The sequence below is a fragment of the Sphingomonas sp. GW821-FHT03E12 genome (genome assembly GCF_059420685.1).
Genome location: NZ_JBWKUF010000005.1, coordinates 232,918 through 257,005 on the forward strand (window position 1 = coordinate 232,918; position 24,088 = coordinate 257,005).

Below are 24,088 nucleotides of genomic sequence, written 5' to 3' on the forward strand. Positions count from 1 at the left end.
GTGCCGGAACCGATGGAGACTGAACATGCCGCTCACGCGCGACGAGGATATCAAGGCGCTGCTCGAAGGCGCGCGGACGATCGCAATGGTCGGCGCCTCCGACCGGCCCGACCGGCCGAGTTATGGCGTGATGAAGTTCCTGCAGGGGCGCGGATACCGGGTGATCCCGGTCAACCCGCAGATCGTTGGCGAGCATATCCACGGCGAATATGTGTTCGGCGCGCTGGCCGATATCGGCGAGCCGATCGACATCGTCGATATCTTCCGCCGGCCACTGGCTGCGGGCGAAGCCGTGGACGAGGCGATCGCTGCCGGCGCCAAGGCGGTGTGGATGCAGCTCCAGATCGTCAATGAGGAGGCGGCCGAGCGCGCCGAGGCGGCGGGGCTCAAGGTGGTGATGAACCGCTGCCCCGCGATCGAGATTCCGCGGCTAGGCGTCGCCAAGGTCGGCTAGCACGCCGAGCAGCCGCTTCACGTCGCGTTCGTCGTGATAGAGGCCGAAGCCGATGCGCAGCACGTCGCCGCGGACGTCGGTGACGATGTCGTGGCCCTCGAGCGCGGCCTTCCATGCCGACGCCCTGGGTGAGCGCAGCGCGAGGAAGCGGGCGCGGGGATCACCGCCGGGGTTGAGCAATTGGGCCTCTGACAAGGGCGTGGCGGCGAGGCCGGCGATCAGTTGCTCCCGCAGCGGCGCGATATGCGCGTTGACGGTGGCGGTCGTGATTCCTTCGGCGGCGAGCATGTCGCGCACCGCGACGAAACGGTAGAGGCCGGAGGGGTCGAAGGTCGAGCCCATGAAGCGCATCGCGTCGGCCGAATAGCCGATCCTGCCCGGCGCCTTTTCCAGATCGGCGAACTCGGCATACCAGCCGGTGATCTCGGGCCGCGGGCCGAAGCCGGGCGGACAGTGGAGGAAGGCGGCGCCTTCGCCTGCCATCGCATATTTATAGCCGCCGGCGACATAGAAGAGGCGGTCGGCGACCGCGGACAGGTCGTTCTCGATCGCCATGAAGCCGTGATAGCCGTCGATCACCACCCAGGGGCCGTCGGGGCGGGCGAGCGCGGCGAGCTCGGAGAGGGCGGTGAAGACGGCGCCAGTCTCGAACATCACCTGGCTGACGAAGATCAGGCCGTGGTTGCCGGCGCGCGCGGCGGCGAGGAAACGGCCAGCGAAATCCGGGCCGTTCGGGACGATGTCGAGGACCACGCGCCCCGATTCGAGCCAGCGCTGCGACTGGCGGCGGAAGCTGTGGAACTCGCCGTCGCTGGTGAGGATGCGGACCGGATGTTCCGTGCGAGCGGAGATGATGCGGAGCAGCAGATCGTGCGTGTTGCCCGCAAAGACGATCGTAGAGGGATCGGGCAGGCGAAGCTCGGCGGCGGCCTCAGCCTGTGCGGCGGGGTAGATCTCGCCCATCACCCGGCCCCATTTATGGTCGGCGAGGCGCGCGGCGTCTTCCCACGCCGCCTGATGGCCGAGCCACGAGGCGTCGGGCCACAGGCTGTGGCTGTGCGCGGCGAAGTGAAGCCGGTCGGGCGCGGCGGCCAGCGCGCGCTGGAAGAGGTGTTTGTAGGTCACAGAAGCGTCCGCAAGCTCCACAGCTCGGGGAAGGCGCGCTTGGCCACCGTGGACTGAAGGTAAGGCACGCCGGGGGTGCCGCCGGTGCCGGGCTTCATCCCGATCACGCGGCTGACGGTGAGGACATGCTTGTGCCGCCAGGTGGCGAGCGCGTCGTCGATATCGACCAGCTTCTCGGCAAGCTGGTAGAGTTCCCACCAGCGATGCGGGTCGCGATAGACCTCTGCCCAGGCGGCCTCGACCTCAGGGCTTGGCTGATAGGGTTTCGACCAGTCGCGGGCGAGCGCGCTTTCGGGCAGGTTGAACCCGGCGCGGGCGAGTGCGGCATTGGCCTCGTCCCACAGGCTGGGGATTGCGCCGAATTGGGTGGTGAGCGGTCCCGGCACCCCGCCGCCGCGCAGGCCGAGCAGGGTTTCGACCGCGCGAAACTGGTCCGACTGGAAGCCGCTGGACGAACCGAGCACGTTGCGGAAGGCGCTATAGTCGCTCGGCGTCATCGTGGTCAGCACCTCCCACGACAGCGTCATCACCGCCTGGATCCGGCTGACGCGGGCGAGGCCCTTATAGGCTTCGACCAGCTTGTCGTTGCGGACGAGATCGAGTGCGATCTGAAGCTCGGCGATGGCCTGTTTCAGCCACAGCTCCTTGGTCTGGTGGATGACGATGAACAGCAGCTCGTCATGCTCGTCCGAGATCGGGTGCTGCGCAGTGAGCAACTGGTCGAGCGCGAGGTAGCGCCCATAGGTCATGTCATCGCTCATCGGACACCTCGCGGTGAAAAGTCCCAAAAGTCACATTGCCACGCGCGCGAGGCGTGGAACTGGCGGGATCGAAAGAAGGGCTGCATGCGGCGACCTTAGAGCCGCATTTTCATATTGGAAAGTTTCCTTGGCGATGATTTTCGGCGGATCGCCGGTGGGGAGACCAGCGATCCGCCGAGTGCCGAGCCGGCTAGACCGTGACGACGATCTTCCCGATCTGGCCGTTCGCTTCGAGATGGCGGTGCGCATCGGCGATCTGCGCGAAGGGAAAGATGCGGTCGATGCGCGGGCGCAGCGTGCCGCTGGCGAGGCCGTCGAGGACGAACGCCTTGGCGGTTGCGAGCTTTGCATCGTCCTGGGTCGCTTCGTAGATCAGATAGCCGCGGACGGTGAGGCTGCGGCCGAGGACGTCGCCGACGGGCAGCGGGGTCGCGCGCGGATCGAGCGCGCCATAGACGATGAGTGTGCCGCGTTCGGCGGTGACGGCGGCGAGCTTTGCGAAATCCGGGCCGCCCACCGGATCGAACACGACGCGCGCGCCGGTGCCTGCGGTAATGCGGCGGACTTCGCTCGCGAGATCGGTTGTGTCCGTGACGATGACATGGGCGGCGCCGGCTTCGCGCAGCAGATCTGCCTTGGCGGCGGTGCGGGTGAGCGCGACCGGGACGGCGCCGATGGCGTTGGCGACCTGGATCGCGGCGAGGCCGACGCTGCTCGAGGCGGCGGGGATCAGGACGGTCTCACCCGCCTTGAGCCCTGCGGTGTCGATCAGCGCGCCCCAGGCGGTGACATAGGCCATCCACACCGCCGCCGCGTCGGTCCAGCTCAGGTCATCGGGCAGCTTTACCGTGGCGCGGGCGGGGGCGAGGACGAGGTCGCCGTAGAGGCCATAATCGTGATAGCTGAACGCCGGGACCACCGCCACGCGATCCCCCGGGGCGAGGCCGGTGACGTCGGGACCGACCGCATCGATCACCCCTGCAGCCTCCGACCCGAGCCGGGCGGGGAAGATGGGGTCGATGATGTAGCTGCCCGAGCGGTACATGCTCTCCGCCCGGTTGAGGCCGAGCGCCTTGACCGCGATGCGGACTTCACCGGGCCCGGGCGCGGGGACATCGACCTCGACAATCTGCAGGACTTCGGGGCCGCCGACCCGATCGAACCGAATTTGTTTCGCCATCTTCCACTCCATGATGAATGCCGGGCCGGAGATCGGCGCGGCGGGAGCGGGGGAGATGTGGGCGGGCGCGGAATTGAAAATACGGTAATCGGATTCACATAGTGAACCGGATGTAACCACCCCGGGAACCGAGATGCAGAAGCTGCAGGATTACGATTTGGTGCCGGGTTGCACCCTCTATGCCGCGCTCAACCTGATCAGCGGCAAGTGGAAGGGGATGATCCTCTATCACCTGTTGCGCGGCGAGCGGCGGTTCAACGCGCTGCAGCGCGAGCTCAAGGGCTGCTCGCAACGGATGCTGATCAAGCAACTGCGCGAACTGGAGGAGGACGGGCTGGTCGAGCGGACCGTCTTTGCGGTGGTTCCGCCGCGGGTCGATTATGCGATCACCGAAGAGGGCCGCGCGCTGGAGCCGATCCTGCTCGCCCTGCGCGACTGGGGCCATGACTGGCTGAACCGACGCGGCCTGACCCAGCGCGACGATCATCTGGCGGCCTGACCGGTCAGGCGATCCGGCTGCAGGCCATCATCTGCCGCGCCAGCGCCTGTGCGGGGCAGGGTGCGGTACCGCCGAGCCACAGGCGCAGCATCGCGATCTGGGCCGCGGCGATCGCGGCGGCCCGCATCGCGGCCGGGACGGGCGCGTCGTCGAGGCCTGTGGCGATCATGCCGGCGAGGTGGTGCTGGAGCTTCGCGCCGGCGGATGACGCGAGGAGGATCCGGCCGACGAAGCGCTGCTGCCAGACATGATCGAGCGTGGCGCGCAGATGCGCCTCGACCGGGCGGCCGAGCGCGGCGCGCGCCATCGGATCAAGGATCGGCTCCATCGCCGCGAGCAGCACATCGTCCTTGCCGCGGAAATGCTCGTAAAAGGTGGCGCGGCCGATCCCCGCGGCGGCGATCAGGTCGGTGACGCGGATCGTGTCGTAGCGGCGTTCGAGCGCGAGCTGGCGAAATGCTGCCAGGATCGCCTCGCGCGTGCGGCCGGTTCGCGGGTCTTCCATGTGCGGAGACTAGCCCGGCGTCGGCGCGGCGGGGAGACGGGATTCGCCGCGCGGTTCCGGACATGTCGGGGCGCCTGTCCGGAAACGGGTGTCCCACGCGCTTTGCCTCTCGCCCGGACCGCCAAAGCTGCGCATGACGGTGCCGGACAAGGAGTGAGACGATGAGCGAAGACCATCGCGTCGTGGCGATCGTGCCGAGCAGCGACCTCGACGCCAGCGAGGCCTTTTACCGGCGGCTAGGGTTCGAGCCGGTCAGCGACTGGGGGCATTACCGCATCCTCGCCGACGGGCGCGGCTGGCATCTGCACCTCAACCGCATGCCCGGCTGGCCGAAGCGGATCGAGGACAATCCGTTCGGCCTGTACCTCTATGTCGAGGATGTCGACGCCATCGCCGATCGCGTGCGCGATCTGATCATCGAGCCGGGCACGCCGAGCCTCAAGCCCTGGGGCTGCTACGAGTTCGCGGTGAGCGACCCGAGCGGGGTGCTGGTGCGGATCGGGCGCATCGCCCAAGGTTAGTCGCGCAGCAGCTCGTTGATGCCGGTCTTGCTGCGGGTCTGGGCGTCGACGGTCTTGACGATCACCGCGCAATAGAGGCCGGGGCCGCCGTCCTTGCCCGGCAGCGTGCCGGGTACGACGACGGAGTAGGGCGGGACGAAGCCGCGATGGATTTCGCCGGTCGCGCGGTCGACGATCTTGGTGCTGGCGCCGAGATAGACGCCCATCGACAGCACCGCACCCTCGCCGACACGGACGCCCTCCGCCACCTCGGCACGCGCGCCGATAAAGGCGCCGTCGCCGATGATGACGGGATCGGCCTGGAGCGGTTCGAGCACGCCGCCGATGCCGACGCCGCCCGAAAGGTGGACGTTCTTGCCGATCTGCGCGCAGCTGCCGACGGTGGCCCAGCCATCGACCATCGAGCCTTCACCAACATAGGCGCCGATGTTCACGAAGCTGGGCATCAGCACGACATTCTTGGAGATGTGCGCGCCGTGGCGGACGACGCTGCCCGGCACCTGGCGGAAGCCCGCGGCGCGGAAGCGCGCCTCGTCCCAGCCGGCGGTCTTGAGCGGCACCTTGTCGAAGCCCCAGTCGCCATTTTCGGTGCCGATCACGGCGTTGTCGTTGAGGCGGAAGGAGAGGAGCACCGCCTTCTTCAGCCACTGGTTGACCTGCCAGCCGTCTGCCACCGGCTCCGCCACGCGGGCTTCACCGCTGTCGAGCAGGTTGAGCGCCTCGGCCACCGCTTCGCGCACCGCGCCGGTGGTGGCAAGGGAGATGTTCGCGCGGTCTTCCCAGGCGGCGTCGATCGTGGCGGCGAGGTCGGTCATGCGTGCTCCAGGATGGTTTCGAGCCAGTGGCTGATGTCGTGGGTGGTGTGGTCGATATAGCTGCGATCGGAATCGGGCGCCTGTTCGGAGCCGTTGTCGACCCAGATGGTGGTCATGCCGATCGCCTTGGCCGGGGCGAGGTTGCGGGCCATGTCCTCGACGAACGCGGCGGTCGCGGGATCGATGTTCCACGCCTCGCACACGCTGCGATAGGCGTCGGGATGCGGCTTGGGCGCATAGTTGCTGGCGTGGACGTCATGGATCGCCTCGAAGCTCTCGGCGAGGCCGAGGCGGCCGAGCACTTTCTGCGCATAGGGCGCGTCGGCGTTGGTGAAGACGATCTTGCGGCCCGGCAGCTTGGCGATCGCGGCGGCGAGCGGGGCGTTATGCTCAAGCACGTCCATTTCGATATCGTGGACGTCCGCCAGATATGCGTGCGGGTCGACGCCATGCTCGGCCATCAGGCCCGCAAGCGTGGTGCCGTGCGAGATGAACCACTCCTTCTGCACGCGGCGCGCCTCTACGGAATCGAGGTTCAGCAGCCGCGCGACATAGGCGCCGATCCGCGCGTCGATCCGGGTGAACAGGTCCGCGCTCTTGGGATAGAGCGTGTTGTCGAGATCGAACAACCAGGCGTCGATATGGGCGAGATCGGGGCGCATCGTGCAGCGGCGTTTAGGAGGGAAGCGCGCGGAGGGGAAGGATAGGATTGCTTTGCGGGTATTCATTCCTCCCCCAGCTTGCTGGGGGAGGGGGACCGCCGAAGGCGGTGGAGGGGCCGCCCCGAAGAGAGCGGTATGCGAGGTGAGGTTTCCGCCGTCTGCGCGGCGGTCCCTCCGTCATCGCTTCGCGATGCCACCTCCCCTGCGAGCAGGGGAGGAATTGGTTTTCTGAACTCAAGCCATCCTTGCCTAGCGGCGGCGCGGATGGCTTCCCATCTGGCCGGGCATGACAGCCTATTCCCTGCTCGATCTCGTCCCGATCCTTGAGGGCGGCAACGCCAGCCGGTCCTTCGCCAACGCCGCCGATCTGGCGCAGCATGCGGAGGCGGAGGGCTTCAGCCGATATTGGGTGGCCGAGCATCACGGCATGCCGGGGATCGCGAGCGCGGCGACGTCGGTGGTGATCGCGCATGTCGGGGCGGCGACCTCGACGATCCGGGTCGGCGCGGGCGGGATCATGCTGCCCAACCATGCGCCGTTGGTGATCGCCGAGCAGTTCGGCACACTCGACGCGCTGTTTCCGGGGCGGATCGACCTGGGCCTCGGCCGCGCGCCGGGGAGCGACCAGCGCGTGGCGCGGGCGATGCGGCGAAACCTCGAGACCAGTTCGGACGCCTTCCCGCAGGACATCGTCGAGCTGCAGAGCTATTTCGCCGACGACGGCCAGACCGGCATCCATGCGGTGCCGGGCGGCGGGGCGCGGCCCGAGCTGTGGATCCTGGGGTCGAGCCTCTATGGCGCGCAACTCGCCGCGGCGCTTGGGCTGCCCTACGCCTTTGCCTCGCACTTCGCGCCGGGATCGCTCGACGAGGCGCTCGATGTCTATCGCCGGCACTTCCGGCCCTCGGCGGTGCTCGACAAGCCGCACGCAATGGCGGGTTTCAACGTGTTCGCGGCGGACACTGACGATGAGGCCGCGCTGCTCGCCACCTCGATGCAGCAGGCGTTTGTCGCGCTGCGCACCACCGGCACCGGGATCAAGCTGCCGCCGCCGGTGCCGGGCTATCTCGACACGATCCCGGGGCAGGCGCGCGCGATGCTCGACCATGTCCTGTCGTGCACCGCGATCGGCGGGCCGGAGGCGGTGCGTGAGGGACTCGCGAAGTTCATCGCGCGGACGGGCGTGGATGAGGTGATGCTGGTCAGTTCGATCTATGATCACCAGGCGCGCAAGAAGAGCCTTTCGATCGCGGCGGAGGCGATGCGCGGGCTTTGAATTCGCCATTTCGGGTTGGTGCCGCATTCTATCAAATGCTTGCCCGAAAGCTGCCTTGATCGAGGGGCACCAACCACGCTGACAGGGACCGTTCAGGGGGCTGAACGAGGAGCAGACAGCGATGTCAGCGCCAATGGCTGCCACGAAGAAGGTCGGAATCCGCTGCCATATCGGCGTCCACCGGCCCCGTCGCCGCGATCGCCCCGGCCGCGGCGAGTTCGAGACCAAATGCCGCGATTGCGGCTGCGATCTGGTGCTGAGTCCGGTGACGGGACGGTGGCGCTTTTCCGGCGTGATGGGGTAGATCGGCCCGATATTCCGCCCATGCGCGCCTGGACGGAGTATCGAGCCGATCTACGCGCCTAGCCCGCCACCAATTCTTCCGTCATGCTGAACTTGTTTCAGCATCCACCGTGCAACCAGCGGCTCAGTCGCCTGCGGAGAAATGGACCCTGAAACAAGTTCAGGGTGACGGCGAAGGGGAAGGGTGTTTGGCGTATCAGCCCGCCGCCGGCAGTCTGAGCCTCACCAGCAACCCACCCAGATCCTCGCTCTCCTCAAGCGTGACCGTGCCGTCATAGATCTCCGCCACGTCGCGGACGATGGCGAGGCCGAGGCCGGTGCCAGGCTTGCCGGTGTCGAGCCGGACGCCGCGATCGAAGATGCGGATGCGGTCCGCCTCGGGGATGCCGGCTCCGTCATCCTCGATCATGATCTCGACGAAGCCGGCCTGCACGCTCACCGTGATGAAGACGCTGCCGCCGCCGTACTTGGCGGCATTCTCGACCAGATTGCCCATGATCTCGTCGAGGTCCTGGCGCTCGATATGCGCGACCAGATCCTTGGGACCGTCGGTGTCGATTCGGACATGGGGATAGAGGCGCGCGACGGCGCGCTCGACCGATTCGACGCTGGGCCAGACCGGCGCGCGGCTGTGCGCCGATCCGCGGCGGCCGACTGCGCGGGCGCGGGCAAGGTGATGATCGACCTGCCGGCGCATCGTCCGCGCCTCGCGCACCACTGTCGACGGCAGATCATCCGACTGGGCGGTCGCGGCATTCATGATGACGGTCAGTGGCGTCTTGAGTGCGTGCGCGAGGTTGCCGGCGTGGCGGCGCGCTTCCTCGGCCTGCTTGTCGTTGTGCGCGACAAGGGCGTTGAGTTCCTCGACCATCGGCGCGACTTCGGCGGGCATCGCGCCCTCGATCCGCGGCGCTTCGCCGGTGCGCAGCTGCTGGATGCCGCGGCGCAGCTTGCGCAGCGGAAGCAGGCCGTACCAGGTCTGCAGCGCGGCCATGACGATCAGCCCGGCGGCGAGCAGCAGGAAGCTGCGGACCAGCGTCCTGCGCAGCGCCTCGATCTGCGCGTCGAGCATGTCGCGGGTCTGCGCGACCTGGAAGCGCCAGCGCACGGGCGAACCCGGCAGAACGATGTCGCGCTCCACGACGCGCAGGCGGTGGTCGGTGAACTGGTTCGAATCGTAGGTGTGGACGTCCTGATCCTGATGCTTCTCGTCGGTGCGCAGCTGGCGATCCCAGAGCGAGCGCGAGGGGAAGGGCTCATACCCCTTGCCGGTAACCTGCCAGTAGAGGCCCGAATAGGGCTCGAGGAAACGCTGGTCGGAAAGCTGGCGGTTGAATGCGATCTCGCCCTCCGGCCCGATCTCCGCGGAGACGACGAGCGAAGTGAGCAGATATTCGAGCCCGTCGTCGAAATTGCGCGTGATCGCACCGGTCAGCACACGATCAAGCGCGAAGCCGCCGCCGGTGAGCAGCAGGGTGATCCACGCCGCCGCGATCAGGATCATGCGGCGGCTGAGCGATCCGGTCGTGCGGACGTAGGGCCGCGGCGCGGGGTCGCCGGGCTGAAGCACGAGCTCCGCCGAAGCGTCGCTCTCCGCGCGGCGGATGAACGGGAAGCGGCGGCCGAGCGTCAGTCCGAAGGGGAGATCAGCCACCGGCCTCCGCCGGCTCTTCGAGGCTGTAGCCCAGGCCGCGGATCGTGGTGATCACGTCGGGGCCGAGCTTCTTGCGGATGCGCGTCACGAACACCTCGATCGTGTTCGAATCGCGGTCGAAATCCTGATCGTAGATATGCTCGATCAGCTCGGTGCGGCTGACCACCTTGCCCTTGTGATGGAGCAGGTAGGAGAGGAGCTTGTACTCCTGCGCGGTGAGCTTGACCGGGTCGCCGCCCTTGGTGACCTTGCCCGAACGGGTGTCGAGACGGATGTCGCCCGCGATCAGCTCGGCCGAGGCGTTGCCCGAGGCGCGGCGGATCAGCGCGCGCAGGCGGGCGATCAGTTCCTCCGACTGGAAGGGCTTCGCGACATAGTCGTCGGCGCCGGCATCGAGCCCGGCGACCTTGTCCGACCAGCTGTCGCGCGCGGTGAGCACGAGCACCGGGGTGGTCTTGCCTTCCTTGCGCCAGCGGTCGAGCACGGTCAGGCCGTCGACTTCGGGCAGGCCGAGGTCGAGGACGATCGCGTCGTAATTCTCGGTCGAGCCGAGATAATGGCCTTCCTCGCCATCGCCGGCGGTATCGACCGCATAGCCCGCGCCTTCGAGGGTCGCCTGAAGCTGGTTGCGGAGATTGGGTTCGTCCTCGACGATCAGAACGCGCATCGTTTTTCCTTCTTGTTCCCGTCAGCGGCCCGACTGGCCGACGATCTGACCCGAACGGCCATCGACGTCGATCCAGATGACCGATCCATTACGCAGGAACTTTAGCGTGTAAATCATCGTCCCCGAATCGAAATCGAAGCCGAGATACTGCGCGCCCTTGCGCGTCATTGCAGGAACGACCCGCGATTCGATGTCGCGGAGCGGGAGCAGGCGGCCCTGCGCGCGGCCTTCGCGCGCGGCTTCCTGATCGCCGCGCACCTGCGGCGAGGCATGCGCAGGAAGCGCAGCGGCGGCAAGCGAGGCGCCGAGACAGAGAAAGCCGAACATCTTCATGCGGCTTGGCATAGGTGCGAACCGTTGAACAGCCGGTGAATATGCCAGTAAGCCTGCCGTAAGCCCGCGAACCGCCCCGGACTTGCTCCGGAGAGCGCGTCCGCCTACCTGCGCGGCGCTATGGCTGCTCCTGTCCTCTCTTATGAAAAACTCGGTCTGGTCCAGGGATCTGGCTGGCTGTTCCGCGATCTCGACATCTATATCGGCGCCCGCGACCGGCTGGCGCTGATCGGGCGCAACGGCGCGGGCAAGACCACGTTGCTCAAGCTGCTGGCCGGACAGGTCGACGCGGACGAGGGGCGGCGGACGATCCAGCCGGGCACGCGCGTGGTGATGCTGGAGCAGGAGCCGCGCATGGCCGGCTGCACGACGCTGATGGACTATGTCCTGTCGGGCGATGACGCGCCGCAGCGGCACGAGGCCGAGGCGATCGCTGACCAACTCGGCATCGACCTTTCCCGCGAGGCGGCGACCGCGAGCGGGGGCGAGCGGCGGCGTGCGGGTATCGCGCGGGCGCTGGCACAGGACCCCGATGTGCTGCTGCTCGACGAGCCGACCAACCATCTCGACATCCATGCGATCGAGTGGCTGGAAGAATGGCTCAACCGCTATCGCGGCGCGTTCGTGGTGATCAGCCACGACCGTACCTTCCTGACGCGCCTGACGCGGCAGACGCTGTGGCTCGACCGCGGATCGATCCGGCGCGCCGAGATCGGCTTTGGCGGTTTCGATAGCTGGACCGAACAGGTCTATGCCGAGGAACAGCGCGCGGCGGAGAAGCTGGACGCGCGGCTCAAGCTCGAGGAGCATTGGCTGCAGCGCGGCGTCACCGGCCGGCGGCGGCGCAACCAGGGGCGGCTGACCAAGCTGCTCGAGATGCGCGCCGAGCGGGCGGCAATGACCGGGCCAGCGGGCGCGGCCAACCTGGCCACCGCGTCGGATGACTCGAAGACCAAGGTGGTGATCGACGCCAAGGCTGCGTCCAAATCCTATGGCGACCGCACGATCATCCGCGACCTGACCTTGCGCGTGACGCGCGGCGACCGAATCGGCATCGTCGGCAAGAACGGCGCGGGCAAGTCGACGCTGCTGAAGCTGCTGACGGGAGAGATCGCGCCGGACACGGGGAGCGTGAAGCTCGCCAAGACGCTCGACCCCGTGATCATCGACCAGCAGCGCAGCCGGATGCAGCCGGAGAAGACGGTGCGTGAGGTGGTCGCCGACGGCGGCGAGTGGATCGATGTGCTCGGCACGCGCAAGCACATCCACGGCTACCTCAAGGAGTTCCTGTTCGAGCCGAACATGGTCGAGGCCAAGGTCGGCACGCTGTCGGGTGGCGAGCGTTCGCGCCTGCTGCTGGCGCGTGAATTCGCCCAGCCGTCGAACCTGATGGTGCTCGACGAGCCGACCAACGACCTCGATCTCGAGACGCTCGACCTGCTGCAGGAAGTGATCGCGGACTATGACGGCACCGTGCTGATCGTCAGCCACGACCGCGACTTCCTCGACCGCACGGTGACGATGACGATCGGGCTCGACGGGTCGGGCACGGTCGACATGGTGGTCGGCGGCTATGCCGACTGGGAGGCGAAGCGGAAGGTTCGGCCCGAAGCGAAGAAGGCGGCGGCAAAGGCCGCGCCGGTTGCCGAAGCGCCCAAGGTGAAGACCAAGCTCAGCTACAAGGACCAGCGCGACTATGATTTGCTGCCCAAGCGGATCGAGGAGCTCGATGCGGCGATCGCGAAGGACGAGGCGGCGCTGGCCGACCCGGACCTCTATGCGAAGAACCCGGGCAAGTTCGACACGCTGATGGCCGGTATCGCCAAGGCGCGTGACGAGAAAGATGCGGCCGAGCTGCGCTGGCTGGAGCTGGCAGAGGTGGTCGAAGGGCTGGGGTAAACTACTCGCCCTTGTAGAAAGCGCGACCGTACCGACGTCTCAGCAGAAGCCAAATAGGAACGACCTCGATCTCCTCATGCTCGAAGGAGATAGAAATCAAGCTGTCCTGAACGGCGCTCCACTTCCGTTCGATGAGCTTGCGTTCCAGCTTCTGTGCCCGATGGAATGCATCGGCAGGATTTCTCGCGAGCACATAGCGTAGGACAACGTAACCTCGATGCTGCTCCTCGCCGCCCTTAAGCAGGAAGTGGTGGGTCAGCTTTGCGTCCAGAAGAACCGAGTAGCAGGGCATGAACGGCTTCTGCGTTGCGAGATGACAACGTTCAAGGCCGTCAAACCGTGCCGACACCATTACGTCAGCATTGGGATAAGCGGGCCTATTGGTCGTCCCGGTGGACATAGACGAATGCATCGCGCCCTGACGTCAGCGTCACCGCGATCCGCACATAATCATCGACCTCATAGCGATCCGCGCGTTCCAGATCGGCGCCGGTGACCGCGAGCGCCGAGCCGCTCACCGCATCGCCGCCGCCGCCGCGGCGGAGGACGGGGTGCTCGTCCGAGCCGCTCAGCGCGATCACATCGGGGTCGGTGATTCGCAGCCGTTCGATCCGGAAGGCCGGCAGGCTGTCTTCCACGGTTTCAAGCGTGCGGCCGAACAACTCGATCTGAACCTCGGGCTGGCGCAGCGTGCCGTAGGAGAAAAGCCACTGGGTTGAGCGCATCACCTGATCTCCGTTCGTGGCTTCTACGCAGGCCATTAGTCGTTGGGCACCACCACGTCGATCGCCCGTTCGGCCACGCGCACCGTTACCGGCGTCCGTGCCAGCACCTCGCCGTCGATCGAGATTCGGTGGTGCGGGCGGGTGTCGAGCTTCAATTCGGCGCCGCGGAATTCGCTGACGGTCTGGTCTCGCGAACGCAGGCGGAAGAAGCGGGCATACCAGTCCCAGGCCAGGCGCCAGCGGTTGCGGCCGGTGACGACCTGAATCACCATCTCGCCGCTCTGGATGCAGGCATTGTCGCTCATCTCGACGCCGCCATGGAACTTGCCGTTGAGGATGCGGACTTCGCTGCCCCACATGCGGTGGGTCTTCACGCCGTCATCGACGAAGACGCGGAACGGGCGGAAGCGGGCGAAGCACCACATTGCCCAGGTCAGATAGCCGACGCGCCCGAGATATTTCTTGAGATTGTGGGGCACGCTTTCGCCGATCATCGGGGAGAGGCCCATTGCGGCGGCATTGGCGAAATAGTCGTGGTCGATCATGCCGAGATCGACGCGGCGGCGCTTGCCGGTAGCGATCGCCTTGATCGCGCCGTCGAGGTCGAGCGGAAGCCCCAGCGTGCGCGCGAAGCTGTTGGCGGTGCCGAGCGGAAGCACGGCGAAGACCACGTCCTTGCCGACGACATCGTCGACCACGCCCGACAGCGACCCGTCGCCGCCACCCACGATCACCATCTTCGCGCCCGAACGGACCGCGCCGCGCACCGCATCGTTGAGGCGGGAGGGATCGCGGATCGGATAGGCGGCGGTCAGGTGGATACCCGCTGCCTCGAACTTGCGCCGGGCCTGTTCGAACAACGCTGCCCCGCGGCGCGAGCGCGCGTTGACGATGAGCACGGCTTCGCGCGGGACGGGGAGGGGCGTCGTCACGGCGTCACAACGTCCGGAAGCGGTAGCGGTTCAGAGCCGCTTTCCGTTCCGGCCCGCGAGATCGACGACATATTGCCAGGCGACGCGGCCCGAGCGGCTGCCACGCCGGGTCGCCCAGTTGATCGCTTCGGCCGCGTCGAAGGGCAGGCCGTGATCCTCCGCATAGGTGCGCACGATCGCGACATAAGTGTCCTGGTCGATCGCGTGGAAACCGAGCGACAGGCCGAACCGGTCGGCGAGCGCAAGGTTATCGTCGATGCTGTCGCGCGGATTGATCGCGCTCGACTGCTCGGCGATGTCGCGCGGGATCAAATGGCGGCGGTTCGACGTGACGAACAGGCGCGCATTGGCGGGCCGCGCCTCGGCCCCGCCTTCGAGCAGCGAACGCAGCGCGCGGCCGTCCGAGGCGGCGTCGAAGCCGAGATCGTCGAGGAAGATGACGAAGGCGCGCGGGCTGGCTGCGATCAGCGCGAACAGCTGGGGCAGCGTGTCGAGCGTATCGGCCTGCGCCTCGATCAGGGCGACGGCACCACCCTCGGCCTGAACCGTTGCGACCGCAGCCTTGCTCAGCGCCGACTTGCCGGTGCCGCGCGCACCCCATAGCAGCACATCGTGCGCGGGGAGGCCATCGGCGAGGCGGCGGACATTCTCGAGCAGGGTCGCTTTCTGCGCATCGATCCCGACCAGTTCGGCGAGCGGCAGCGGGGCGAAGGCGCGCGCGGGCTGGAGAAAACCGCGGTGCCAGACATAGGCCGGGTGCGCGGCAAGATCGGGCACCGGCGGAGGCGGCGGGGCGAGCCGTTCGAGGGCGGCGGCGATACGGTCCAGCGGGTCGCTCATGCGGTGCTGGCTAGGCGGTGGGGCGGGGGAAGGCAATGATAGGATAGGTCAGCCCGGCGAAAGCTGGGGTGACGGCCGGTTTCCCCATTTCCTCCATCCAGCGTTCAGGCAGCCTATTAATCGTCATCCCGGCCTTGTGCCGGGTTCCACGGCGTCCCGCGCAATACGCCGGAGCCTCTTGCTGCCCGTTCGCCTCCCGGTGGATCCCGGCACAGGGCCGGGATGACAGTGATGGGCAGATGTCGGCCTCCGGATGGGCGGCCGAACGGCGGGGCACAACGAGCGCGGAGAACTGCCCTGGCTTCTGGGCAAGACGCGGCTCACCTCGCCCAAAGACGCCCGATCGGATAAATGATAGCGGCGAGAACGAGCGGCAAGAGCAGCACTTCCGCGGCAAACAAGATCAACATGCCATATGCCATATCGATGCTGCGATCGCGGTCGGGGAGAGCCATGGCTCTCTCAATGAGCACATAGAATACAGTGAAGCCTAAAAGCATGGCTGCGCCAAGCATGAGCAATAGCCGGCCCCTTCCTGTCCACGCGATCCATATGAACAGCGCGAGCCAGGCAGCATTAGGTCCCCAAAACAGGAAAAGGTCCAATGCCTGTGGCTCCCGTGCCTTGTTAGCGGGGAAAGAATGCAAGCATGCATCTTGCGAAGCAACATCCGTTTAGGCCAGCTTCTCGATCAGCGCCTCCGCCGCGCTGCGGTCGGTGAAGCCGGGGATGGCGATTGCGGCCTGGGCCTGCGCCCTGGCGTCGGCGTTGCGACCTGCCTCGGCATAGGCTTGCGCAAGCTGCCAGCGCAGCATGGGATGGCGCGGGGCGAGCGCGACCGCCTTTTGCAGCAGCTCGATCCCGCCTTCGATGTCGCCGCTCTCGGTTAGCGTCCAGCCCATCGCGCCCGCAACCGCGGGGTTGGACGGGGCGAGGCGATAGGCGGCTTCGGCGTAGGCCGTCGCGCGGTCGGGCTCGTCCGCGCCAGCATAGGCAAGGGCAAGTTCGGCGAGCAGCGCGGCGTCGCGATTGCCGGTGCGCAGGCGGACCGCCTCGAGCGAATCGATCGCGGCGTCATAGTCGCCCGCGGCCACCTGCCAGCTGGCCGACAGGCGGAGCGCGGCGAGGTTGAGCGGGTTCTGCGAAAGGAACAGCGCGAGCGTGGTCGAGGCTTCCTGCCGCTGGCCCGACCGGTCGAGCGCCTCGACCAGGCGGAGCATCGCGGCTTCGTCGAAGCGGATGCTCGCGGCGTCCTTGTAGTAGCGTACGGCGTCGCCGGGGCGGCCGAGCAGCATCAGCGTATCGCCGACCAGCGTGTGCGCGGCGGGGGCGCCGGGGTTGTTGGCCGCGATTTCCTGGGCTGCGGCAAGCGCGCCGGCCTTGTTGCCGCCGTCGATCAGCCCGCGGATCATCGGGACCGTGGCGCGCGGATCGTCGACCGGCGCCTTCTGCACCGCCGCGGTGAGGCTGGGCAGCGCCTCGTCCGAGCTGAACCAGGCGGAGCCGTCGCGGACCGGGGAGGCGGCGCGGTCGAAATAGGCTGCGGCGGTCTGGCGCTGGCCGATGCGCTCATAGCCGCGGGCGACGAGGCTGAGCGCGTAGGAATCGGCGTCGCCACGCGCGACCACGGGCAGGAGCAGCTCGATCCCGTTCTTCGATGCGTCCGAGCGCAGCAGCGCGGTGGCGAGCAGTTTGCGCGCGGTGAGGTTCATCGGCTGGGCGTTGACCAGGTTGCGCAATTTCTCGACCGCGCGTTCGTAACGGCCCTGCTCGATGTCGAGCGTGCCGCCGAGCAGCATCCCGCCGGGAAGCGCGGCGATGCCGCTGCCCGCGCGCTGAAGCAGTTCGCTGGCGAGATCGAATTGTTCGGCGCGCGCGGCGAGCACCGCCTGGAGGTAGAAGGCCTGGGGGCTGCGCGGACGGACTTCCATGGCGCGCCGGGTGGCCGCGAGCATCTCGCGCGTGCGGCCGGTATCGCCGAGGGTGGAGGCGTATTGGATCAGCGTCGAATGGCGGTAGGGATCGCGCTTGAGCGCGGCCTCGAACCAGGGGAGCGCGGCGACCAAACCATATTGGCTGCGGACCAGTTCGCCGCGCAGGACCAGCGCGTCGGTATTGCCGCTGTCGAGCTGGGTGGCCTTGCCCGCGGCCTCGATCGCGCCGACGACATCGCCCGCGTTGAGGCGGAAACGGCCGAGATCGGTCCAGGCACTGGCGTCATTGGGGGCGAGACGGACGGCCGCCAGCGCCGCCTGTTGCCCGGCGGCGAGATTGCCGCCTGCGGCATAAGCGCGGGTGCGGACGCGCAGGACGTAGAGGCGGTCGGCTTCCGGGGCCCTGTCGGCCTCGACCAATGCCCGGCGCGGATCGCCCTGCAGCAGGATCGCGTGCGCCATCAGGGCGTGGGTGCGCTTGGGATCGACGCCGCTGTCGATCGCGCGGCGCAGCGACGCCTCGGCGGCGATTCCTTCGTCGAGCGCGAGCGCGGCGCGGGCGAGGGCAAGGTGCGCCTCACCCCAGTTCGGATCGGCGCGGACGGCGCCAAAGGCCTGCGACCGTGCGGCGGACGCGTTGCTCGCCTTGAGATACTCCTGGCTGCGTGCAACCGCCGCGCGCGCCGCCTCGGGATCGACGCGGTTGGCGACGACCGAGCGGAAGGCGAGCAGGGCGACGCCGAACGCGCCGATGCACAGCGCGAACACGACGATGCGGCGCAGATTGACGCGGCGCTTGCCCGCCGCGCGGCTGCTGTCGCTGCGCCAGGTGCGCCGCCGGTGGGTCTCAGGGCTGGAGGTCATAGGCCTTCATCAGATCATAGAGGGTGGGGCGGCTGATCCCGAGCAGGCGCGCGGTGCCGGAGATATTGCCGTCGGTGCGTGACAGGGCCTGGATGATCGCGCGGCGGTCCGCGGCCTCGCGAACGGCTTTCAGATTGACCGGGCCGGCATCCTCGGGCGCGGCGAGGTCCAGATCGGCGGCGGTGACGAGCTTGCCGTCGGCCATGATCGCGGCGCGTTTCACCCGGTTCTCGAGCTCGCGGACATTGCCCGGCCAGTGCCAGGCGTCGAGCGCGTCGAGCGCGTCGGGCGCGAAGCTCTTGGATCCGAGCTTCATCGCGGTGGCGTGCTTGTGGAGCAGATGGCGCGCGAGCAGGCCGGCGTCGCCCGGACGCTCGGAAAGGCTCGGGATGCGCACGACGATCTCGGCGAGGCGGTAATAGAGGTCGTCGCGGAAGGTGCCCGCCGCGATCATCGCGTCAATGTCCTGATGCGTCGCGCAGACCACGCGGGTATCGACCGCGATCGGCTTGCGCCCGCCGATCCGCTCTATCACGCGTTCCTGGAGGAACCGGAGCAGCTTGACCTGGAGTGCGAGCGGAACGTCGCCGATCTCGTCGAGGAACAGGGTACCGCCCTGCGCCTGCTCGATCTTGCCCTCGGTCGTCTTGACCGCGCCGGTGAAGGCGCCCTTCTCGTGCCCGAACAATTCGGATTCGAGCAGGGTTTCGGGGATCGCGGCGCAGTTGATTGCGACGAACTCGCCCTTGCGGCGGCTGGCGTCGTGGAGACCGCGGGCGAGCAGTTCCTTGCCGGTGCCGCTGGCGCCGAGCAGCATCACCGAGACGTCCGCCGGGGCGACGCGCTCGATCGTGCGCGTGACCTTGAGCATCTCCGGCGATCCGGTGAGGATGCCGCCCAGTGCAGTGCCGCTTTCGGCGCGTGCGGCGAGGCGGCGGTTCTCGGCTTCGAGCGCGTGGACGTGGAAGGCGCGCGCGACGATCAGGCCGAGCGCGTCGATGTCGATCGGCTTCTGGTAGAAATCCCATGCGCCCATCGCGATGGCGCGCAGCATCGATTCGCGCTCGCCATGGCCGGAGGCGACGATGACACGGGTGTCGGGCTTGAGCGCGAGGATGGTTTCGAGGACGGCGAAGCCTTCGGATGTGCCGTCGGGGTCGGGCGGAAGGCCAAGGTCGAGGGTGACCACGGCGGGTTCCTCGGCACGCAGCATCGCGATCGCGCTCTCGCGGTCGCCCGCGGTCAGGATCTCATAGCCCTCATAGGCCCAGCGCAGCTGGCGCTGGAGTCCGGCATCGTCCTCGACGACAAGCAGCTTTGGGAGGGTCTTGGGTTTGTCGCTCATGCTGCCTGCTCAACTGTGTTACCGGCGCCGCCTGCTGCGCGCAGCACAACGCGAAATCGTGACCCCTTGCCCTCGCTGCTCTTCACCTCGATCCGTCCGCCCATCTCGGCGGCGAGTTTCTGTGCCTCGAAGGCGCCGATGCCGAAGCCGCCGGGCTTGGAAGAGACGAAGGGTTTGAACAATTTGTCGCGGATGAAGGCGGGCGACATGCCGGTGCCGCGATCGATCACGTCGATCCGCGCTTCATTCTTCTCGGTACGCACTTCGATCCGTACCGGCGCATCTGCCGCACTGGCCTCGATCGCGTTCTGGATGAGGTGGCCGAGCAGCGTTTCGAGCATTGTCGGATCGGCGATGGCGAGCGGGTCGCCGCTGCTCGACACTTCGACCGGGTGCTGCGCGCGCCGCGCCTTGGCGACGCGCCGGGCGAGCGGCGCGAGCGGCACCGCGACCGGCGCGTCGGTGCGTGCGCGGTGATGCTGCGAAAGGCGCGCGAGCATGTCGTTCATTCGCCCGGCCGAATCCTGAAGCGTCGCGACCATATCCGCGCGGAAAGCGGGATTGTCGGCATGGCGTTCGGCATTGCGCGCGACCAGGGTGAGCTGGCTGACCAGATTCTTGATGTCGTGCATGATGAAGGCGAAGCGGCGGTTGAATTCCTCGAACCGTTCGGCCTCGGCCAGTGCCTCGATCGCGCGTTCCTCGGCCAGATAGCTGGCGAGCTGGCGGCCGGCGGCCTTGAGCAGGTCGAAATCCTCCCAGTCGAGTTCGCGCGCAACGGGCGGACGGGCGAGCACGATCGCACCGGCGAGATGCGCGTGATGCGGCAGCGGCACCACCACCCAGGCCTGATCCCAGCCGCGGATCGAGGGCGGCGCCGAATCGGCGCCTGCCGCGGTATCGAGCTCCAGGACCAGCGTCGGATCGATCCGGTCGAGATGCCAGCTTTCGCCATAGCTGGCGGGAAGCACTGCGCGATCGATGTTCCACGCCGCGCCGACGCCCAGCGCGTCGGCCTGCGGCACCAGCAACACCCCGGCCGGTGAATCGGTAAGGTCGGCGAGCGCCTTGACGATGCGCTCGTCAAGCGGGGCGCTGCCTTCGGGCTCGCCCAGCGTCTCGGTGAAGCGCATCCATTCGGCGCGATAGTCATAGCGGTGACGGAAGAAATGCTTGGCGAGCTTCACCTTGGTCCAGGCGCGCAGCCAGGGGCTCGACACCAAAGTGAGGATCGCCGCGGTCGAGCCGAAGACGAAGGCGGTCTGGAGCAGCCGGGCATTGTCGCCGCCAATTGCGGCCAGCGCCGAAGTGGCGAGCGCCAGGAGCGCGAAATAGAGGCCGATCGCGACCAGCGACAGCGATTGATAGGCGACGGTGCGCGATAGCTGCATCGGCCATTCGCCGCGCCGCTGGAGTCCCATCGCGATCGCTGCTGCAATCAGCGCCATCGCGCCGCCGCGTACCGCGACCAGCTGATGCGGCCACCCCATCGTCAGCCAGGCGACGCTGAGCACATTGACGTCGACCAGCCACATCGCGCCAATCGCGAGCACGACCGGGCGCATGCCGGCGGTGCCCGGCGCGGTGATTGCGCTGTGCAGGCTCTGGACGAGGACCAGCGCACCGACCGCGGCCATCATGCGCAGCAGCAGCGCGGCCTGAGTCACTTCGGGAGCGACCTGGGGCGCGGTCGTGGCGACGACGTGGAGCCCGAGCGCGATCAGGATGACGAGGGCGACGACGCCATAGACAGTGCCGATCGCGGCGGGCGGCCGTTCCGATCCGTTACGGCGGTGAAGCGCGATCATGAAGGCGAGCCAGGCGAGATTGCGCCCGCTTTCGGCAACGCGCGTGGTGAGATCGGTCTCGCCGATTCCCGCGACCGCGAGCGCCCAGAGCGCGGTCATCATCAGCGCGATGGCGAGCGGATTGCGCGGCACCCCGGCCTCCGCGCTGCGCAGCGTCCAGAGACCCAGTGCGCCGAACAGCAGCGCCGCGAGCGCATGGCCCCAGAGGATCAGCGCCGGAACCATTAGTGGGCTTCGCCAGAAGAGCGGCACCGGCCCGCTCCCCCGCCCGGCCACCCACTGCGTATCCTGACTGGGTGGCCGGGCGGGGGAGCGGGCCGGTGCCGCAGCGCGAATGCGCCAGGCATCAGCGCGCGCCGTCCGGGAAGAGCACCACCCGGAGCGTCTGGAGCAGGATCAGCACGTCGAGAAAGGGAGAATAGTTCTTCGCGTAATAGAGGTCGTATTCGAGCTTCTGGCGGCTGTCCTCGATCGACGCGCCATAGGGGTAGTTGATCTGCGCCCAGCCGGTGATGCCGGGCTTCACCATATGGCGTTCGGCATAATAGGGCAGCTTGGCCTCGAGATCCTCGACGAACTGGGGCCGTTCGGGGCGCGGGCCGACGAAGCTCATCTCGCCCTTCAGCACCGACCAGCATTGCGGCAGCTCGTCGATCCGCACCTTGCGGATGAAGCGGCCGACGCGGGTGATGCGCGGATCGTCCTTTTCGGCCCAGACCGCCTTGCCGCCGGCTTCCGCATCGACGCGCATGGAGCGCAGCTTGATGATGTCGAACCCCTGTCCGTAGAGACCGACGCGGCGCTGGCGGTAGAAGGCAGGGCCCCGGCTTTCAAGTTTCACCGCGAGCGCGCCGAGCAGGATCAGCGGTAGCGTCAGAAAGAGCAGGATCAGGCTGGCGACGATGTCGAAGAAGCGCTTGAACATGCTCGACAGCATCCGGCCCGAGGAGAAGCCGTCGGAGAAGATCAGCCAGCTGGGGTTGACCGACTGGAGATCGACCCGGCCGGTCTCGCGTTCAAGGAAGGTCGAGGTGTCGTTGACATGGACGCCAGTGGTCTTGATCCGCAGCAGATCCTTGAGCGGGAGCGCGTTGCGGCGTTCCTCGAGCGCGAGGACGACTTCGCTGGCGTTGAGCAGCACGACATGGTCGGCGAGATTGTAGATCGCGTCGCGCGCGATCGCTTCGGGGATGGTGCGGTTCGCCTCGCTCATCGCGACATAGCCGACGACGACGAAACCGGCGCCGGGCTTCTTGGAAAGCGCCTTGAGCCGCTCTGCGCGCGCGCCCGCGCCGAGTACGACCACGCGGCGCTTGAAGATCTGGCTGCCCAGCGTCTTGCCGAGCAACAGGCGCAACAGGAACAGCATCACCGCCGCGGCGAGCATCGCGTAGAGCAGGTTCGAGCGCCAGAAGGTCAGCGCCGGGACCACGAAGAACACGACCGAGAGGAAGATCGTCCCGAGCGAGACCGCGACCAGCAACCGCGCGGCCGCGACGCGGATCGACTGGAGCGCGTCCGCTCCATAGACGCCGACCGCGATCATCGCGAGCTCCAGGCATGTCGCGAAGCTGCTCATCTGGAGGATGCGGGTGTGGATCGGCTCCACCTTCATCCCGATCTGCCAGGCGCGGTAGATCCAGCCGAATTCGGCAGCCGCGAACAGCAGCATGACGTCGAACAGCGCGAGCAGCAGCACCGCATTCGGGATATAGTGTTTGAACAGGCGGATCATGACGGCCCAACCCCTATCCGGAAACTGTAAACAAATCCGACACTGTAAGGCACCTGTCGGCAAAATTGACGAAAAAATGCGAAACGCCGGGAAGCCCGGGCCGCGATAAGTATTTGGCGGCGCGCGCAGGCAAGGCTAGATCGCGGGCGATGAGGAGCATGATGACCGACCCCAAGCCGATCGTCCCTGTGATCCTGTCGGGCGGGTCGGGCACCCGGTTATGGCCGATGTCGCGGCCGGAGCTGCCCAAGCAGATGCTGGCGCTGACCGCGGGAGAGACGATGCTGCAGCTGACCGCGCGGCGCACGCCGGCGGGTGAGCGTTTCGCGGCGCCGGTGATCGTCGCCAATGCGCTGCACGCCGACATGGTCGAGGAACAGCTGGGCGCGGTCGAAGCGCGCGCGCAGGCGCTGATCCTGGAGCCGATGGGCCGCAACACCGCGCCCGCGATCGCCCTTGCGGCGCTGGCCATGGGCGGTGGCAGCGACCCGCTGCTGGTGATGCCGTCGGATCATGTGATTGGTGACGTGGCGGCGTTCCATGCGGCGATCGACGCAGCGCTCCCGCTGGTCGAGGACGGATGGCTGGTGACCTTTGGCATCGCACCCGAGGCACCCGAGACCGGCTATGGCTATATCCAGGTCGGCGACGCGATCGGGGCGGGGGTACACAAGGTCGAGCGCTTCGTCGAGAAGCCGAAGCTGGAGCTGGCCGAGGCGATGATCGCGGCGGGCGACCATGCCTGGAACGGGGGAATCTTCCTGTTCAGGGCCGACGCCTATCTGGATGCACTGGCCGCGTTCGCGCCGGAGATGCTGGCGGCGACGCGCGCGGCGATGGCGCGCGCGGTGCGTGAGGGGACGCGGATCCTGCCTGATCAGACAGAGTTCGCGAAATCGCCCTCCGATTCGATCGACTATGCGGTGATGGAGAAGGCCGAGCGCGTCGCGGTGGTGCCGGTGGCGATGAACTGGTCCGATGTCGGAAGCTGGGATGCGTTGCATGCGATCAGTGATTGCGACGGGGCGGGCAATGCCTGTGGCGGCGACGTTATCGCGATCGACACCGCCGATTGCCTGGTGCGCGCCGGGCCGGGCAAGCGCGTCGCGCTGGTCGGCGTTTCGGACCTGATTGTGGTTGCCGACGGCGACGACGTCCTCATCCTGCCGCGCGGGCGCAGTCAGGACGTCAAACGCATCATCGAGGCGATGAAGCGGTAGCGTTCTGCTCCGCTTACGCGGAGGCGGTGCC

The 24,088-nt window shown here is 67.5% G+C and carries 25 protein-coding genes; 7 read left to right on the forward strand and 18 right to left on the reverse strand.

The window, feature by feature from the left end; translation table 11 throughout:
- Positions 1-25: 25 nt before the first annotated feature.
- Positions 26-454 (forward strand): CoA-binding protein, encoded by a 429-nt coding sequence (locus AC07TU_RS17755; RefSeq protein WP_495189251.1) that lies wholly within the window; start codon positions 26-28, stop codon positions 452-454.
- On the opposite strand, the gene AC07TU_RS17760 is transcribed toward AC07TU_RS17755, so the two are convergent.
- The 3 genes from AC07TU_RS17760 to AC07TU_RS17770 all read right to left on the reverse strand — a co-directional run bounded on the left by AC07TU_RS17760 (position 431) and on the right by AC07TU_RS17770 (position 3,520).
- On the reverse strand, positions 431-1,579 hold the full coding sequence (locus AC07TU_RS17760; protein WP_495189252.1) for an aminotransferase class V-fold PLP-dependent enzyme: 1,149 nt from the start codon (positions 1,577-1,579) through the stop codon (positions 431-433). The two genes, AC07TU_RS17755 and AC07TU_RS17760, sit on opposite strands and share 24 nt — an antisense overlap.
- Positions 1,576-2,340, reverse strand: a complete 765-nt coding sequence (locus tag AC07TU_RS17765; RefSeq protein WP_495189253.1) for a tryptophan 2,3-dioxygenase — start codon at positions 2,338-2,340, stop codon at positions 1,576-1,578. The genes AC07TU_RS17760 and AC07TU_RS17765 overlap by 4 nt, the downstream gene beginning before the upstream one ends.
- Before the next feature lie 190 nt (positions 2,341-2,530).
- Positions 2,531-3,520, reverse strand: a complete 990-nt coding sequence (locus AC07TU_RS17770; protein WP_495189254.1) for a zinc-dependent alcohol dehydrogenase family protein — start codon at positions 3,518-3,520, stop codon at positions 2,531-2,533.
- A 133-nt stretch (positions 3,521-3,653) separates the two neighbouring features.
- Between AC07TU_RS17770 and AC07TU_RS17775 the strand changes: the two genes are divergently transcribed.
- Complete coding sequence (locus AC07TU_RS17775) at positions 3,654-4,019, forward strand: winged helix-turn-helix transcriptional regulator (protein WP_495189255.1); 366 nt, start codon at positions 3,654-3,656, stop codon at positions 4,017-4,019.
- Positions 4,020-4,023: 4 nt separating this feature from the next.
- Here the strand turns inward: AC07TU_RS17775 and AC07TU_RS17780 are convergent, their stop codons facing one another.
- Entirely contained in the window at positions 4,024-4,524 is a 501-nt protein-coding gene (locus AC07TU_RS17780; protein WP_495189256.1) for a TetR/AcrR family transcriptional regulator, read from the reverse strand.
- A 161-nt stretch (positions 4,525-4,685) separates the two neighbouring features.
- Between AC07TU_RS17780 and AC07TU_RS17785 the strand changes: the two genes are divergently transcribed.
- Positions 4,686-5,045: a VOC family protein gene (locus AC07TU_RS17785; protein ID WP_495189257.1), complete on the forward strand. Its 360-nt coding sequence runs from the start codon at positions 4,686-4,688 to the stop codon at positions 5,043-5,045.
- Here the strand turns inward: AC07TU_RS17785 and dapD are convergent.
- Positions 5,042-5,860: a 2,3,4,5-tetrahydropyridine-2,6-dicarboxylate N-succinyltransferase gene (gene dapD, locus AC07TU_RS17790; protein WP_495189258.1), complete on the reverse strand. Its 819-nt coding sequence runs from the start codon at positions 5,858-5,860 to the stop codon at positions 5,042-5,044. The genes AC07TU_RS17785 and dapD overlap by 4 nt on opposite strands.
- Positions 5,857-6,522 (reverse strand): pyrimidine 5'-nucleotidase, encoded by a 666-nt coding sequence (locus AC07TU_RS17795; RefSeq protein WP_495189259.1) that lies wholly within the window; start codon positions 6,520-6,522, stop codon positions 5,857-5,859. Before AC07TU_RS17795 ends, dapD begins: the two co-directional genes overlap by 4 nt.
- 286 nt (positions 6,523-6,808) lie before the next feature.
- Between AC07TU_RS17795 and AC07TU_RS17800 the strand changes: the two genes are divergently transcribed.
- Positions 6,809-7,798 (forward strand): LLM class flavin-dependent oxidoreductase, encoded by a 990-nt coding sequence (locus AC07TU_RS17800; RefSeq protein WP_495189260.1) that lies wholly within the window; start codon positions 6,809-6,811, stop codon positions 7,796-7,798.
- Positions 7,799-7,931: 133 nt separating this feature from the next.
- Positions 7,932-8,102 (forward strand): hypothetical protein, encoded by a 171-nt coding sequence (locus tag AC07TU_RS17805; protein ID WP_495189261.1) that lies wholly within the window; start codon positions 7,932-7,934, stop codon positions 8,100-8,102.
- 195 nt (positions 8,103-8,297) lie between these two features.
- Here AC07TU_RS17805 and AC07TU_RS17810 read toward each other — a convergent pair whose 3' ends face one another.
- The 3 genes from AC07TU_RS17810 to AC07TU_RS17820 all read right to left on the reverse strand — a co-directional run bounded on the left by AC07TU_RS17810 (position 8,298) and on the right by AC07TU_RS17820 (position 10,755).
- Positions 8,298-9,605 carry a sensor histidine kinase gene (locus tag AC07TU_RS17810; protein ID WP_495189332.1) on the reverse strand — a complete coding sequence of 436 codons (1,308 nt, stop codon included), beginning with the start codon at positions 9,603-9,605 and terminating at the stop codon, positions 8,298-8,300.
- Between the two features lie 142 nt (positions 9,606-9,747).
- The gene (locus tag AC07TU_RS17815; RefSeq protein ID WP_066579560.1) at positions 9,748-10,422 is read right to left on the reverse strand and encodes a response regulator transcription factor; all 675 of its coding nucleotides are present in this window, start codon (positions 10,420-10,422) and stop codon (positions 9,748-9,750) included.
- Between the two features lie 21 nt (positions 10,423-10,443).
- Positions 10,444-10,755, reverse strand: a complete 312-nt coding sequence (locus tag AC07TU_RS17820; RefSeq protein WP_495189262.1) for a hypothetical protein — start codon at positions 10,753-10,755, stop codon at positions 10,444-10,446.
- A 120-nt stretch (positions 10,756-10,875) separates the two neighbouring features.
- Between AC07TU_RS17820 and AC07TU_RS17825 the strand changes: the two genes are divergently transcribed.
- Positions 10,876-12,654, forward strand: coding sequence for an ABC-F family ATP-binding cassette domain-containing protein (locus AC07TU_RS17825; protein WP_495189263.1), 1,779 nt, complete (start codon positions 10,876-10,878; stop codon positions 12,652-12,654).
- 1 nt (position 12,655) lies between these two features.
- Here AC07TU_RS17825 and AC07TU_RS17830 read toward each other — a convergent pair whose 3' ends face one another.
- The 9 genes from AC07TU_RS17830 to AC07TU_RS17870 form a co-directional block, all read right to left on the reverse strand.
- Positions 12,656-13,006: a hypothetical protein gene (locus AC07TU_RS17830; protein WP_495189264.1), complete on the reverse strand. Its 351-nt coding sequence runs from the start codon at positions 13,004-13,006 to the stop codon at positions 12,656-12,658.
- A gap of 25 nt (positions 13,007-13,031) precedes the next feature.
- Complete coding sequence (locus AC07TU_RS17835) at positions 13,032-13,379, reverse strand: gamma-glutamylcyclotransferase family protein (RefSeq protein ID WP_495189265.1); 348 nt, start codon at positions 13,377-13,379, stop codon at positions 13,032-13,034.
- 35 nt (positions 13,380-13,414) lie between these two features.
- A complete protein-coding gene (locus AC07TU_RS17840; protein WP_495189266.1) occupies positions 13,415-14,311 on the reverse strand; it encodes a diacylglycerol/lipid kinase family protein in 897 nt (298 codons plus the stop codon).
- 30 nt (positions 14,312-14,341) lie between these two features.
- A complete protein-coding gene (locus AC07TU_RS17845) occupies positions 14,342-15,151 on the reverse strand; it encodes an ATP-binding protein (protein ID WP_495189267.1) in 810 nt (269 codons plus the stop codon).
- Between the two features lie 320 nt (positions 15,152-15,471).
- Complete coding sequence (locus AC07TU_RS17850) at positions 15,472-15,756, reverse strand: hypothetical protein (RefSeq protein ID WP_495189268.1); 285 nt, start codon at positions 15,754-15,756, stop codon at positions 15,472-15,474.
- Between the two features lie 69 nt (positions 15,757-15,825).
- Positions 15,826-17,949 (reverse strand): tetratricopeptide repeat protein, encoded by a 2,124-nt coding sequence (locus AC07TU_RS17855; RefSeq protein WP_495189269.1) that lies wholly within the window; start codon positions 17,947-17,949, stop codon positions 15,826-15,828.
- Positions 17,933-19,294 carry a PEP-CTERM-box response regulator transcription factor gene (gene prsR, locus AC07TU_RS17860; RefSeq protein ID WP_495189270.1) on the reverse strand — a complete coding sequence of 454 codons (1,362 nt, stop codon included), beginning with the start codon at positions 19,292-19,294 and terminating at the stop codon, positions 17,933-17,935. Before prsR ends, AC07TU_RS17855 begins: the two co-directional genes overlap by 17 nt.
- A complete protein-coding gene (gene prsK, locus AC07TU_RS17865) occupies positions 19,291-21,327 on the reverse strand; it encodes an XrtA/PEP-CTERM system histidine kinase PrsK (protein WP_495189271.1) in 2,037 nt (678 codons plus the stop codon). Before prsK ends, prsR begins: the two co-directional genes overlap by 4 nt.
- Before the next feature lie 121 nt (positions 21,328-21,448).
- Entirely contained in the window at positions 21,449-22,837 is a 1,389-nt protein-coding gene (locus AC07TU_RS17870; RefSeq protein ID WP_495189272.1) for a TIGR03013 family XrtA/PEP-CTERM system glycosyltransferase, read from the reverse strand.
- Between the two features lie 158 nt (positions 22,838-22,995).
- Here AC07TU_RS17870 and AC07TU_RS17875 point away from each other — a divergent pair, with 158 nt between their 5' ends.
- Positions 22,996-24,057: a mannose-1-phosphate guanylyltransferase/mannose-6-phosphate isomerase gene (locus AC07TU_RS17875; protein WP_495189333.1), complete on the forward strand. Its 1,062-nt coding sequence runs from the start codon at positions 22,996-22,998 to the stop codon at positions 24,055-24,057.
- Positions 24,058-24,088 lie beyond the last annotated feature (31 nt).